The 12,804-nt window shown below is 54.7% G+C and carries 12 protein-coding genes and 5 pseudogenes; 14 read left to right on the top strand and 3 right to left on the bottom strand.

Features of this window, described 5'->3' with window-relative positions:
• Window positions 1-53 precede the first annotated feature (53 nt).
• Window positions 54-215 (top strand): annotated as a pseudogene (locus tag KRAC_RS78865) (recombinase family protein); the annotation flags it as partial.
• Between the two features lie 94 nt (window positions 216-309).
• Here the strand turns inward: KRAC_RS78865 and KRAC_RS77585 are convergent.
• Entirely contained in the window at window positions 310-465 is a 156-nt protein-coding gene (locus KRAC_RS77585) for a hypothetical protein (RefSeq protein WP_244422598.1), read from the bottom strand.
• Between the two features lie 4 nt (window positions 466-469).
• On the opposite strand from KRAC_RS77585, the pseudogene KRAC_RS80495 reads away from it, so the two are divergent.
• A pseudogene (locus KRAC_RS80495) lies at window positions 470-627 on the top strand (oxalate decarboxylase); the annotation flags it as partial.
• Window positions 628-863: 236 nt separating this feature from the next.
• A pseudogene (locus KRAC_RS68275) lies at window positions 864-1,686 on the top strand (IS6 family transposase).
• 138 nt (window positions 1,687-1,824) lie between these two features.
• On the opposite strand, the gene KRAC_RS64370 reads toward KRAC_RS68275, so the two are convergent.
• On the bottom strand, window positions 1,825-2,370 hold the full coding sequence (locus KRAC_RS64370; protein WP_007921374.1) for a DUF4142 domain-containing protein: 546 nt from the start codon (window positions 2,368-2,370) through the stop codon (window positions 1,825-1,827).
• Between the two features lie 343 nt (window positions 2,371-2,713).
• On the opposite strand from KRAC_RS64370, the pseudogene KRAC_RS64365 reads away from it, so the two are divergent.
• The 10 genes and pseudogenes from KRAC_RS64365 to KRAC_RS73140 all read left to right on the top strand — a co-directional run.
• Window positions 2,714-2,884, top strand: a pseudogene (locus tag KRAC_RS64365) (IS607 family transposase); the annotation flags it as partial.
• Window positions 2,885-2,961: 77 nt separating this feature from the next.
• Window positions 2,962-4,257, top strand: coding sequence for an RNA-guided endonuclease InsQ/TnpB family protein (locus KRAC_RS53080; protein ID WP_007921373.1), 1,296 nt, complete (start codon window positions 2,962-2,964; stop codon window positions 4,255-4,257).
• A gap of 564 nt (window positions 4,258-4,821) precedes the next feature.
• Window positions 4,822-5,028: a YciI family protein gene (locus tag KRAC_RS53070; protein ID WP_052569319.1), complete on the top strand. Its 207-nt coding sequence runs from the start codon at window positions 4,822-4,824 to the stop codon at window positions 5,026-5,028.
• Window positions 5,021-5,323 (top strand): sigma factor, encoded by a 303-nt coding sequence (locus tag KRAC_RS53065; RefSeq protein ID WP_040447596.1) that lies wholly within the window; start codon window positions 5,021-5,023, stop codon window positions 5,321-5,323. The genes KRAC_RS53070 and KRAC_RS53065 overlap by 8 nt, the downstream gene beginning before the upstream one ends.
• On the top strand, window positions 5,286-6,143 hold the full coding sequence (locus KRAC_RS64360) for a TniB family NTP-binding protein (protein WP_075164606.1): 858 nt from the start codon (window positions 5,286-5,288) through the stop codon (window positions 6,141-6,143). The genes KRAC_RS53065 and KRAC_RS64360 overlap by 38 nt, the downstream gene beginning before the upstream one ends.
• Before the next feature lie 567 nt (window positions 6,144-6,710).
• On the top strand, window positions 6,711-8,021 hold the full coding sequence (locus KRAC_RS53055) for an MFS transporter (protein ID WP_007921370.1): 1,311 nt from the start codon (window positions 6,711-6,713) through the stop codon (window positions 8,019-8,021).
• A gap of 224 nt (window positions 8,022-8,245) precedes the next feature.
• A complete protein-coding gene (locus tag KRAC_RS53050) occupies window positions 8,246-9,547 on the top strand; it encodes an ISL3 family transposase (protein ID WP_244422567.1) in 1,302 nt (433 codons plus the stop codon).
• Entirely contained in the window at window positions 9,504-9,767 is a 264-nt protein-coding gene (locus KRAC_RS77580) for a transposase (protein WP_338010154.1), read from the top strand. The genes KRAC_RS53050 and KRAC_RS77580 overlap by 44 nt, the downstream gene beginning before the upstream one ends.
• Window positions 9,768-9,787: 20 nt before the next feature.
• Entirely contained in the window at window positions 9,788-10,243 is a 456-nt protein-coding gene (locus tag KRAC_RS53040; RefSeq protein ID WP_007921368.1) for a GNAT family N-acetyltransferase, read from the top strand.
• Window positions 10,244-10,633: 390 nt separating this feature from the next.
• On the top strand, window positions 10,634-10,849 hold the full coding sequence (locus tag KRAC_RS73140; RefSeq protein ID WP_169461058.1) for a hypothetical protein: 216 nt from the start codon (window positions 10,634-10,636) through the stop codon (window positions 10,847-10,849).
• Between the two features lie 66 nt (window positions 10,850-10,915).
• Here the strand turns inward: KRAC_RS73140 and KRAC_RS68270 are convergent.
• Window positions 10,916-12,080, bottom strand: a pseudogene (locus KRAC_RS68270) (RNA-guided endonuclease InsQ/TnpB family protein).
• Between the two features lie 86 nt (window positions 12,081-12,166).
• Between KRAC_RS68270 and KRAC_RS53025 the strand changes: the two are divergent.
• The gene (locus tag KRAC_RS53025) at window positions 12,167-12,532 is read left to right on the top strand and encodes a GNAT family N-acetyltransferase (protein WP_040447593.1); all 366 of its coding nucleotides are present in this window, start codon (window positions 12,167-12,169) and stop codon (window positions 12,530-12,532) included.
• The last annotated feature ends 272 nt before the right edge of the window (window positions 12,533-12,804 follow it).

Here is a 12,804-nt window from a genome sequence, read left to right as displayed (position 1 = left end):
GACGATCGTGAAAATCATCCAGGCCAGACACCAGATCCCACGCGAACGCACGAGTGCAGGCAGGGTTAGTGGCAGCCAGGGCGAGAGGACACGTCGGCGGACGGCCAAGAAAGCTCAAGATCAACGGGAAAGTGGCGCTGGCTCGGCGCATGTTTGCTGACCAGAGTCATTCTATTCCAGAAATGTGTGCAGCCCTTGGGATTTCTCGCACTACTCTCTATCACTACGCCAAAGAGGCAAAACCACCAGCGTCATTACCAAACAATCAACAGCTTCGCTCAGACCAAAGCGCTCGGCTTCGCGTGTGGGCTAACGAGCGGAATCGCAACCCAAAACTCCCCACCAGACACCCTTGCGCCAATCCCCCCCATCCAGGCGCTGGGTCCTATCGCAACGAATGACCGGGCACTGTTTCGCTGCCTCTTTCGAGAGGGACATGAGCCAGGCTTTTTCTTTGGCAGACAAGCCGCTGCGCTTCCTGGAGATGTTCCGGAGTGATCGCTTTGCAGAGTGTCGCTGAACCAGTGGATGGCGTTGACCTCTCCTGCCCTGGTGCAGGACCATCTGCATCTGAACCAGATAGTCATGGACGCGCTGCACAAGCAGAAGCAACCAGTCGTCATTTGAAGCGCACAGGGCGAGGCCAGATCTGAGCCGTTCCCCATCCGCATCTCGAATGCTGAGATGCGGATGGGGAACGGCTCCTCTGCTTGAACAGGGGGTGTCAGAACTGAGACGACAAAAGATCTTCCGAGGTGATGCATACTGAGAGACTGAAGTGTCAACATTCAGAGAAAGACTTGCCCTGGAGATCGTCTGCGAGAGATGCCGAGAACAACGACCCATCTGATGAGGGGTAATGCATACATGGTCCGCACTGCGCTTCAGCCACGGCCAAAGAACAAACCTAGCAGACAACGCTTGGCTAGCGGACGTTCCGTTGCTCTGCTTGTAAACGTCTCTTCAACGAGCGTACAGGAATGCAGTTCACCTTCCTCGAATATCCCACCGATGGTGTCCTTCTCGTTGTCTTGTGGCGGATCCGGTACACGTTGAGCCTGCGAGATCTCGCCGGGATGGTTCTCGATCGAGGCTTGGCGTTCACCTATGAGATCGTTCGGGAGTGGGAAAGGCGGTTTGCCCCACTCATTGGAGAACAAGTGCGGACCCGCACGACGCGGCCAAGCAGGGCAGTCGTGATATGTCGATGAAACCTACGTGAAAGTCAAGGGGAAATAGTGTTCTCTGTATCGCGCCATTAACACAGATGGCAACCTGGTTGATGCGCGCCTGAGCCACAGAAACGGGATAGGAAGGCAGCACAACTTTTTTTCAAGCAAGTGCTCGCTGTTGTTGGCCATACGCCGGAACGGGTGACGACGGACGGGCATGCCTCCTCTCCACGAGCAGTGCGTGAAACACTGGGTGACCAGGTGCACCATCGGACCAAGAAATAGCTCAATAATCGCTTGGAACAAGACTATAGAGGGGTCAAGCAACGGTATTCTCCCATGCTTGGCTTCGGAAGTTTCGACTCAGTAGCCCGTTTTTGTTGTGCTTTTGACAAATTGCTGAACGCTCTCCGTTCTCGCTCATTATGGAAAACCAACCTCACTCTGAGAGCAACGACGAGCTTTCCTTGATCGAATTGCTGCCTTGAAAATAACGATACAAGCAATCTCCTAGCGAGAGACAGCCGTCCCTCAGCATGCGCTGTTCCCTGATGAGCTTCTGTGTCCTCAGTTCTGACACTACCATGCTAGACCAGCCACACAGGGGTGGACGTTGGATTTGGGAGAAAAGACAGGGGAGGGCCTCTTCCGCCTAGCCTGTCCCTCCCTGAAGCTTGAGCACCCGTGCCAGATGATCCTGGATTTTCGGCAGTGTTTGCTGTGCAAATGCCTTGAGGTCGGGATCGCTACCGTTGGCGATCTCATACTGGTAGAGCGTGGCATTGGCCCTTTGGTAGTTTACCTGGCCGCGCACATAATCTGCGTCGAATGTCTGACCCGTCTCCTGCTGGAGGGTTGATATCATTGTCGCGTACGCGGCTTTCAGCAGCGTTGGCGGCGGTACCGGAGCTTTGCGCTTCAAAATCGCCTCCAGGGCATTATTCACCGTGATGTGCGAACTCACCATGAGTTGCGCATAGGAGCGAATGGCCTCGGTGCCACCCTTCGTCTGGGCGAGCCGGCCGGCGTCGACCTGAAACGGCGTACCGAGCGACGTCTGGGTAACGAAGTAGATGTCGCTTGGCCCGAACTCGGTTTCGCTTGGGTTCATCGCGGGAGTTTGCGCATAGGCAATGTCAGCAGTGATGGCGACCAGTGCGCACAAAAGAATTCCTCCAAAGAACGCAATTACTCTCATAATGACCGTCTCCTTCATTTGTGTTTTTCTTGTCTGCATGAACTCCTGATCGAAATTTGTTAATGAGGAGGACGTTTCCTAACCTGGCAGAGTAAGGGAAGCTTGACGTTTACAAGGCTAGCGCCCTCGCCAGGAAGATTAACGGTAGAATGCCTTTAGCCATTGTAAAGCATCAGGCGCCAGTCCTGCCTCTAGCGTACTCACGTATACAAACTCAACTGGATCCGCATTGTGTCACTGTTCCGCATTTGTAGAGGGTCTCAACTGGGAAGGAAGAGTGGAAGAAGAAGGAGATACATACTAGGTATTGACAACGTGTGCGAAAGTAAGTGAGAATAAGTAGATATACGCAGTCGTACCGTTTGCCAAGCAGGTGGATGTCAGCGTGAAAACAGTGCAGCGCTGGGACCGAGAAAGCAGGCTCAAAGCCAAAGGAACGCTTTCTGGGCGTCGCTCCTCTCATGAGGTCGATCTGACCACGGCGCTCAACCTTCCGAAGCTGCCAGCCGCTCGCTGAACGAGAGCCACTTGCCGGGTGTCGAGTCCTGCTCAACTGGAATTCCCGCAAAGCGGGAGAAAAGGCGCTCAAGGATGAAAACCGCGCACAAGATCCGGATGAACCCCACCCCTGAACAGGTGGAGTATCTCAAACGAGCCTGTGGCACGAGGCGGTTTGTCTACAACTGGGGACGGGAGCAGTGGGAGAAGCAGTATCAGGCGTATAAAGCTGAGCAGGAAACCGTTCCCGAAGAGCAGCGCGTGCTCAAACCGCCACATGCCCTCGCACTCAAGAAGCAATTCAACCAGATCCGGGAGCAGGAGTATCCGTGGACCTATCAGGTGACGAAGTGTGTGGTGGAGGGTGCGTTCGATGACCTCAAAAACGCCTATGACAACTTCTTTGCGGGCCGAGCGAACTACCCGCAGTACAAGAAAAAGGGGAAGTCGCACGAGTCGTTTTATCTCTCCAACGATAAATTCACCTTGGGAAGCCATTGGATCTCGATTCCCGGACTTGGCCGCTTCATCCTCGATCAGCGCCAAACGAAGAAGGACCGAGGCAAGCTCTTACGCAGACTGGGAACGGTGAACCTCGCCGAAAAACTGCGCTTCGTCGAAAAGGGGAAAGCCACCACTCCCACGAAGAAGCGAAACACGCGCAAGCACGTCGTGTGCGAACGGGTCAAGATCCTGGGGGCGACGGTCTGCTGTGAAGCGGGGCACTGGTACGTCTCCATTCAAGGAGACATCACACGGGAGCGCCCCACAACGCCCGAAGCAGTGGTGGGGGTAGATGTGGGCGTAAAGCACGCTGCTGTAGTGAGCGATGGACGCAGGCTTGAGAACCAAAGGCCATTAGCGCTCCATCTCAAGAAACTCGGCAAGCTGCAACGCCAACTCAGTAAGAAAGAGAAGACGAAAGACCCGCAAACCAGGCGAACCGTGTTCAGTAAGAATTACGAGAAGCAACGACTCAAGGTCGCACGCAAGCATCAGCAGATCGCCAACATCCGGCGGGATGTGCAGCACAAGTTCACGACCGAACTGGCGCGCACCTGTGGGGCCATCGGCATCGAAGACCTCAACATCGTGGGGATGATGGCCAACCGGAAGCTCTCGCGTGCCGTGGCTGATGCCGCGATGGGGCAACTGTTGCAGTTCCTCAAGACCAAAGTGGCCAACGCCGGGGGAGAGCTCTTCATCGCCTCGCGCTGGTTCCCTTCGACCAAACGCTGTTCGTGCTGTGGGCAGGTCAAAAAGCGCATGCCGCTCAAACACCGCACCTATGAGTGCGTGGCCTGTGGGCTGGTCATCGACCGGGATCTCAATGCCGCCTTGAATTTGCTGTGGTTCGCAACAGAAGAGCTTCGCCAGCTTCACGCGTAAAGCTGGCCGTCCTGGAGAGTGGCTACCGCCGGACGTAAAATGCCTGGGGAGTTGATGTGAGACCGAAACGGGAGGGCCGATCCAAAGGTTCCCGTGCGCTGGCTATCGACGATGAAGCAGGAAGAACTGACCGCTCGAGGGTGTTTACACACGTTCGAGTATGAGAAAGGTAGCAGCAAGCTCATGTAAAGCAAACAATCGAAGCGATGAGAAGATATTGAAGATCGAAGCGGTGCAGTGAGTACAAACGAGCGGTACATCGATCAGCCAGGTGGTCAAAGACCTGGGGATTCCCGATGGCAATCTGTGCTGCTGGTGTCAACAGTATGGAATGGGAGGGGAACAGGCCTTTGTTGGCAGTGGGCCTATTCCCCCGCACAAGGAAGAAGTGCGGCGTCTCAAGAAGGAAAATGAGCTCTTGCGTCAGGAACGCGACATCTTAAAAAGAGCCATGCTCCTGCGGAGGCTGTGTGGTAGTGTTGCAAAAAACGGCAGCAATGGGGTAAACTGAACAAATATGGGAGATTGAGAGGCCCTCTCTATGCAAAACCGCACCGTGTTCAAATGGCGACACTTCCCTCGGGCGGGCAACCGCTGGTGACTGATGGTCCATTCCTTGAGGGAACGGAAGTGATCGGAGGGGTCGCTGAGATCGAGGTCGCTGATCTTGATGAGGCGTTGCGCCTTGCCAAGGCATGGTCGGTTCACGCACCAGGCTACAATGTGGTCGAGATCTGGCCGGTGGTGGAGGAACCACACCTCCATGTCTGATACGCCAAGCACCCGGTTTTCTCCAGCCTCCAGTGGGGACATCCAGTCCACGCTCAGTGCAGTCTTCCGCGAAGAGGCAGGCAAAGTCCTGGGCGCCCTTCTGCGTATCCTGGGCAACTTCGAGGTTGCCGAGGAGATTGTTCAGGATGCCCTGCTGGTCGCGCTGGAACGGTGGCCCATCGAGGGGATTCCAACCCAACCAGGCGCCTGGTTGCTGACGGTCGCCCGTCGTCGCGCCATCGACCAGCTCCGCCGCGATGCATCGGCACGGGGTCCGCGTCATCTTTGTAGATGAAGCTCACCACCTGCTCTATGGACGGGACGGGACGGAAGGAAGCAAGCTCCAGGAACAGTTAGAGTGGTTGAAATCGCTGGGGAACTCGGCTGGGGTGCTCTACATCCTGGTGAGGACCTATGATCTTTTCAATTTTGGGAAACTCAGTGGACAAACCGCGCGCCGCTGCTTGCCGGTCCATTTCCCGCGCTACCAACTGGAACAGGAAGCAGATTGCATCGAGTTCCAGGCCGCGCTGCTTGAACTCTTGCGGCGGGTGCCGCTCGAATGCCCAGCCGAGCGCTGGGTCACAGAGTACTGGCTCTATTTCTACGAGTGTAGCGTGGGCTGCATTGGCATCTTAAAGGACTGGCTGCTGCGTGCGGTTTCAACGGCCCTCGATGAGGGCAAGAGCAGGCTTTCCCTGGATTGTGTCCAGGATCATGCACTCCCTGTGGATATCTATCGGCAAATGGCCCTGGATGCCTACGAAGGGGAGCAGCGGCTCAACCACACCGAAGTCAACCGGGAACATGTGTGGCGACTGTTGCAAGGTGGTGAGCTGATCGCTCCTGTTCCTCCACTCCCTCCACGCGAGACGCCCCCCAAGCAGACGGCAGTCACGGCATCTGCGGCAGTCTCAGAAGTCCCTCCTGTGGAGGTTCCGAACGTTCCAAGTGGGGAGGCACCTCCACCGCCACCAGCCAAGAAGACCCGTGCACGTAAAAAGGCCGAGCGAAAGCCGCAGACACCGCAGAGCCCGCAAACATGGAAAGGATCGAGACAGGTGGGATGCCTCCTGCCGCTCCGCCAAAACGGGGCCGAAAAAAGAAAACTGTAGACGAGGCCGAAGCAACCGTGAACATGGAGGTCAAGACTTCACCCGAATCCACAGACCCTGCGAAACATCCTCCGACTGATGCTTGCGCAGGCACACCACCAGCAAAACCCAAACGGACCAGGCGTGTCGGGGAACCAAAACCAAAGCGCTACCCAGTCGGGGAGAAAGATCCAGAACAAGGCATGTAGCGTCGCACCGAGATGATGTTGAGCGTGCATGGGAGATCAAGACAGGCCAGTGCCTCTGTGCAATGACATTTGGCAGATGGGAACATTCTGTGCTAAGCTCTAAGCATCTTTTCAAACAGCTAACCAACAAGGAGCGTGATGCAGCCATGATGAAACCACTTTCCCTCTCCCTGACCTGCCTCATACGCGTCCTTGCTCACCCTGTCGGTGTGTTCGCGCCGCATGCGGCGCGAATCGAGGAGTGAGCGGAGAGGCAAGCTCTCCCCATTGTTTCCCCTGTTGGGACTTATCCCCCTCTTCTTCGCACCGCACCCCCTCTTGAGACACGCTTGAACCAATCTCGCATCTCAACGCGGATGTCGCGTGTGAAAGGATTCCTATGTTTCCTCGCTTTTCCAAACGCCTGCGCACCTTCCCAAAGCTCGCACTGCTCATCAATCGCAACTACACCTTGTTGTGGCTTGGTGGTACGATCTCGCTGATTGGCGATATACTGTTCACGATGATGCTCATCTTATGGGTCGGGACGCTGCTGCAAAACCAGAGCGCGGCCCCCCTTGCTGTCAGCGGCGTGGTGCTGGCCGCCGCGCTCCCGGCCCTGCTGATCGGTCCATTCGCTGGCGTGTTTGTGGACCGCTGGCCCAAACAACGGACGATGCGCCTCATGGATGCGCTCCGGGCCGTGCTGGTGTGCTCCCTTTTGCCGATCAGTGGACCGCTCCCGCTGCCACTCGCTCTCAAGCTCACCATCATGTATCTCGTGGTGGCAGCCGTCAGTGGGCTGAGTCAGTTCTTCACTCCGGCGACCAAGGCGATCCTCAAAGAGGTGGTCCCGCAAGAGCAGCTGACCCGCGCTTCGGCGCTGACCGTCGGGGCTGGCGTGTTCAGCTGGGGCATCGGGTCTGCCTGTGCTGGCATCTGCTACGTCTCCCTGGGAATCGGGTGGGCGATTGCCTTGAATGCGGCCTCGTTTGCCTGTTCCTGGGTGTTGATCGGGTGCATGCACGTATCTGCGGCAGAAAGGCGTGCGTCAGCCCACCCCACATCACTGTGGCACGTCTTGACGGAACTGCGCGAGGGGTTGCGCTTCATCGGGGGCCAGCTCCAGCTCCGCACTCTTCTGCTTACCGAGAGCTTGTTTTCCTTTGGATGGGGCATAGTGAGCGTCCTGGCCTTCTTCTACATCACCCAGAATATTCATGTGCCCATGAGCCTGTTTGGCCTCTTCAGTGCTGTTCCAGCCATTGGGGGCATCTTGGGGACCTTGCTCGTTGATCGTGCGGTGGCCAAAGTCGGAGCGACCAGCGTCTATGCTCGCGCCTTCCTCTTTGCTGGGGTGATGGTCATCGTCTCAACCGTACCGAATCAGGCGATCATCGACCTGGTGGGTTTCACGCTTATTGGCATCGCCACGATGCAGGCCGAGGTGCTGGTTGGACCCTTGGTCCTCTTTGCCACGCCAGAGCAGATGGTGGGCCGCGTCTTCTCCACCCTGGGAACCGTCACGACCCTGAGTTCATTCCTCGCCACGTTCCTCAGCGGTTATTTGAGCAGCACGCTGCTGCAAGGGGTCGTCGTCCATCTGCCCACAGGCGAACTGAACGCGACCAACCTGCTTCATATCGGGGCTGGGGTTCTCATCTTTGTGGGGGGACTGCACGCCTCTCGCCAGTTCAGAAGACTTCGATAGCGTACCCACATGGACAGGAAGGTGGGCCACTACCCAGGCACATTGTGAAGCATATCTTGGAACTCCATCACTTTTGGTGATGCTCGATTTCTGTGATATACTCACGTGTAATATCCCAATAAAGTAAGCGTTTGCTTGGAGTTCATCATCCCGTGGTTTTTTCCCCTTTTCTTCCTCTTTCAGATGGCCTTGTTCTTGATGAGGTGAGAGTGCTGCATGACTGTTTGACAGTCCTTGTTCGCTCAACTGCCTCTTCATCGGCTTGTCCACGCTGTTTGCAACCAGCGAAACGTATTCATAGCCATTATCGACGTACCGTCGCTGATGTTCCAAGCGGCGGACGTCAAATAGTTCTTTCGCTCGTCGTGCGCAAATTCTTTTGTCAAACGATTGATTGTCCTCAGCGCATCTTCACTGAGCGGCTTCCCGATCTGGTTCGCCCTTGGGCAAGGACAACACTTCGTTTCTGTTCAGCTCTAGAGACCATCGGTTTTGCGGCGGGTGGAGAAGCAGGTGCTGAGCTCGCCACCCTCTTGGGGATGCCAACCTCTCCGGCAACCGTCCTGCGGCGGCTCAAAGCCGTACCGACGCCGGTCGTTGAGACAGTGACCCATGTTGGCATAGACGATTGGGCGTTTCGACGGGGACGACGCTATGGCACCATTCTGGTCGATTTGCAAACACATCGAGTTATTGATCTGCTTCCTGATCGCTCGACCAAGACCGCCAAGGCGTGGTTTCAAGCTCATCCAGAAATTGTGGTCATCAGCCGAGACCGAGGCACCGATTATGCAATTGCTGCCACTCAAGGCGCTCCACAAGCGATCCAAGTAGCAGACCGCTGGCACTTGATTCGTAATCTGACCGATCTTCTCCAAGCCTTTCTGGCCCGTAGTCGCCCGGACGTCCGACAAGCAGGGAAAGAAGCGGAAGAGGCTGTTGTCCAGGACCTTCGGCAGGAATGGCGGCCCATTCCCATTCCCGCGACGGAACAAATCCGTCTCTCTCGACGCGCTGGACGCCTCGATCAGTATACGCAAGTCTTGGCTCTCTCTGAGCAAGGATTACCCCCCAAACAGATTGCTCGGAAGATGGGGCAACCCAGCGAACGCACGATCAAGCGTTGGCTCGCCCAAGGAGCGTTTCCCGAAGCGCGACAACGGCGCAAAAAGCGTAGCCGCTTCGATGCTTATGCACCCTACGTTCTCAAACGTTGGCAAGAGGGCTGCCACAATGGGACGCAGTTATGGCAAGAAATCCGAGCGCTGGGCTATCCTGATTCCTCTCGCATGGTCAATCGCTTTTTGGAGCCGCTGAGGAAAGGCTTTGCCACCGTCGAGAGTCTCTCCCGTTTCTCTGCAAAGCCAGCCGTTTGGCTCTTTGTCCAGGAGCCGACCTCTCTGAGCGAGGCTGAACAAAAGGAGATTGCTCTCTTGTGTCAAAGTAATCCTCTCATTGAGGCCGCCTATCGATTAGTCCAGGATGCGCGTACATATGGTTCGTACTCGTCAAGGCGAGCAGCTTGATACCTGGTTAGCGAAGGTTGCATCCAGTTCTCTTCCTGAGTTCCAAAAATTTGCATCGGGCATTGAGCGAGACAAAGCTGCTGTCATCGCAGGACTGACGCTGCCGTACAGTAATGGGTTGGTGGAAGGACAGGTGAATCGCCTTAAGCTGATCAAAAGGATGATGTATGGCCGTGCGAGCTTCCCGCTGCTTCGTCAACGGGTGCTGCATGCTGCCTGATTTCTTAAGAGAGGTTCCACGTGGAAAACATACGCATTCGACAGGCTCAGGCCGCAGATCAAAGGGCTGTTTGGGCCTGTGTTCGCGCAGCCTATTCCAAGTATCTTGTTCGCATGGGCAGGGAACCAACTCCTCTGCATGCCGATTACGAGGCGCTCATTGCACAAGGTGTAGTCTATGTACTTGCAAACGAAGAAGAGGTGCGAGGAGTCCTGGTGATGATGTCATGGGAGAGGAGTTTGCTTGTGGAGAATGTCGCCGTTGACCCACGTTTTCAAGGGCAGGGATTGGGGCAGGTGCTCATGGCCTTCGTTGAACAGCAGGGGCGAAAAGAGCAGTTAGATGAGATTCGCTTGTACACGAATGAAGTGATGACCGAAAATCTCCGCTTCTATCACAAGCTTGGATTTGAGGAAGATGGGCGGCGAGTAGAAGATGGTTATCACCGAGTCTTTCTGCGGAAAGGACTCAGGTGAGCATCGACTTCCTCAAATGCTTGTCGTGACCTCGGCCAACAGGCATCACCAAAAGTGATGGAGGTCCATATCTTGGCAGGAGATCTTGTAACACAAAAGCGCCCGACGCACGAGCCACCCTCACCCCAGCCAACTTGAGAAAATCGGCGCGGGGTGAGGGACTTTTCCACGGACGCTCCTCACAAGCCGACTCAGATGGGAGGAAATCTCCTATTTCGAGCCTTTTCCCCCTTTGTGAAGGATATCGTGCCGCTCTCCTTGTGAAGGATATCGCGCTCGATTTTGCCACAATATGCTGCAAAATCACAAACATCTTTGTCCAAAGAAAGAAACTGAGGTAAGCTACGATAGAAAGCTTTTTGCGAGTTTGAATGTAGGATACCGAGACGTATGGCGAAGGAGGAAAACATGGCGTTTCATAGTGGTACAGAATACAAAAACGATGACGTTTCTATTGGAGTTCCTGCGAGAGAAATACTTCTTTGCCTTTCTCTTGATGCAGATATTGCCCATTTTGTGGATCACTGGATCTCTCAAGCAAGGCAGCGTGAGGATATCTATTACTTTTCTGCTCCAATTACTGTAGTAAAACGTATGCAAGCATAGCTCTGCTACACCTTTTGTTGTTCCTGTTTCATCCGTAGGAGCCTCAAGGCCGAAGCCTTTTTGGTCTTACCCCGCGTCCGCAGGCAAGTTTACGTCCTCGTCTGAGCCAATACCGGTGACGACTTGGTCAATGAGCCCGATCAAGTGAAGGGCTTCCCGCAGGATATTCTGGCTCGCATTATGATCGCGATCTTGCGGGAACTGAGAATAGGGGCATGATGGATTCTGGCAGAGGAAGGTGCGATCTTTGAGCGTCATCGCTTCCCACTTCCAGCCGCAGCAGTGGCAGGTCTTACTCGAAGGAAAGAAGCGTCCCACCTTGATCACCTGTCCACCCTGCTGCTCTACCTTCGCCCCGAGCAGGGAGAGCAGTTTGCCCAATGCTGCGTCAGAGAACGAACGAGACAGCCGCCGATTCTTGAGCAACCCGCTTCCGGTTGAGGTCTTCGATGCCAATGCTTCCATAGCAATTGGCAAGCCTGGTTGTGAGCTTGTGGAGCACATCGTCTCTCAGAGAGGTAATACGATAATGGAGTCGTGCCACCTGTCTACGCGCTTTCTCGCGGTTTTTTGATCCCGGTTTGCGGCGATGCAGTCGCTTATTGGCCTGACGCAATTTTTTGAGCGCCGTTTTGAGGAAGGCTTGGTTCTCGACTCCCTCTCCTGTACTCAAGGTGGCCAATCGGTTCAGTCCGACATCGATACCAACAGCGGCTGGTTTCTTCGCCGGGATCGCATCTGGGAGTTCGACCTGGAGAGACACAAACCACCAGTCTGCTGTTTTCGTGATGCGTGCTCCTCTCACGCGACCTTTGAAGCGCAGATTTTCCGCCATGTTGACCCATCCGAGCTTAGGAACCCACAGACGATGATCCCCCAACTCGAATTGATCGTTGGCAAGGTAAAAGGAGGGTTTGTTTTGTTTCTTGCTCTTGAACTTGGGGCGTTTGGCTTTGCCTTCAAAAAACGCGGTGAAGGCTTTTCCTAGATCGAGAAAGGGCTGATCTGAGGCGTTCTTCGTCACCTCCCATGTCCAGGGGAATTGCACCCGCCGGATCTCGTTGAATTGCTTCTTGAGTTTCAAGGCAGTGGGTTTCTCCCCGGCTTCGTATTGGCGGTTCCATTCGGCCAGCGCCTAATTCCACACAAAGCGTGCAACGCCTGCGGCACGAGCAAGGGAGTTGGCCTGCTCAGGTGTGGGATGCAGTCTGATCTTATGGGCGCGAATCATGCGGTTCTGCTCTTTCTCTTGCCTCCTATTTTCTCAAGTATAGGACAAACGTTCTCATCTGTCAAGAAGCTCGAAAGTGTGGCGTCTTGCCCACGGTTGGTCCCTTTTTCCCACTTTTTTGGGAACAGTTGCGTTCTCTTTTTTGGAAGCAGAAATGTGTTGGTCAGATCCTTCTCCACGATATGAATGTGCAAACTGGTGAAGCTCTTGTGGCCTACCATCTCTTTGAGCGTTGCTATCACAATCATGGTGTTGGAACAAAAGCTCTCCATTTACTTCAACAGTATGCAAGAGAAGAAACGACGTTGCAAGTTCTCACCATTATCACCTCTCTCGATAATATCCCATCGCAGCGTCTTGCACAAAAGACCGGTTTTGTGATGATAGGTGCTCCGCGAGAAGATCCTTCTCAAGGGATGGTCTTCCAATGGCATATAGACAGACCATTTTGAGAGCTACAGCTGCTAATCCTTCACGTCATTTACCGTTTAGCCGATTGCCAATTTTATTGCAATGGTTGGTAATGGTATGTGCAAACCATGTCGTGATCAAGTTTCCCATGTACCTGTGATATATGCTGGGAAAAAGAAGGCGCCCACGACGAGCAGGGTACATCCCAGCACATAGAGGAATGTGCCAAGACTCAAAGGGGGAGGGGAGAAAAATCTCTTCATAGCAACCCTTTTTTTCTAGGACCGCCTTTTTCTCTGGTAGAGCACATCTG

The organism is Ktedonobacter racemifer DSM 44963 (assembly GCF_000178855.1).
GTDB lineage: Bacteria > Chloroflexota > Ktedonobacteria > Ktedonobacterales > Ktedonobacteraceae > Ktedonobacter > Ktedonobacter racemifer.
This window is presented reverse-complemented; position numbering and strand designations above follow the sequence as displayed.

What these genes read in the sequence shown, in the direction of transcription:
- KRAC_RS53065 (WP_040447596.1), top strand. Translation starts at nt 5,021, where the DNA reads ATGTCTGATACGCCAAGCACCCGGTTTTCTCCAGCCTCCAGTGGGGAC.
- KRAC_RS73140 (WP_169461058.1), top strand. Translation starts at nt 10,634, where the DNA reads ATGGCGAAGGAGGAAAACATGGCGTTTCATAGTGGTACAGAATACAAA.
- KRAC_RS53080 (WP_007921373.1), top strand. Translation starts at nt 2,962, where the DNA reads ATGAAAACCGCGCACAAGATCCGGATGAACCCCACCCCTGAACAGGTG.
- KRAC_RS64370 (WP_007921374.1), bottom strand. Translation starts at nt 2,370, where the DNA reads ATGAGAGTAATTGCGTTCTTTGGAGGAATTCTTTTGTGCGCACTGGTC.
- KRAC_RS53070 (WP_052569319.1), top strand. Translation starts at nt 4,822, where the DNA reads ATGGCGACACTTCCCTCGGGCGGGCAACCGCTGGTGACTGATGGTCCA.
- KRAC_RS53055 (WP_007921370.1), top strand. Translation starts at nt 6,711, where the DNA reads ATGTTTCCTCGCTTTTCCAAACGCCTGCGCACCTTCCCAAAGCTCGCA.
- KRAC_RS64360 (WP_075164606.1), top strand. Translation starts at nt 5,286, where the DNA reads ATGCATCGGCACGGGGTCCGCGTCATCTTTGTAGATGAAGCTCACCAC.
- KRAC_RS77580 (WP_338010154.1), top strand. Translation starts at nt 9,504, where the DNA reads ATGCGCGTACATATGGTTCGTACTCGTCAAGGCGAGCAGCTTGATACC.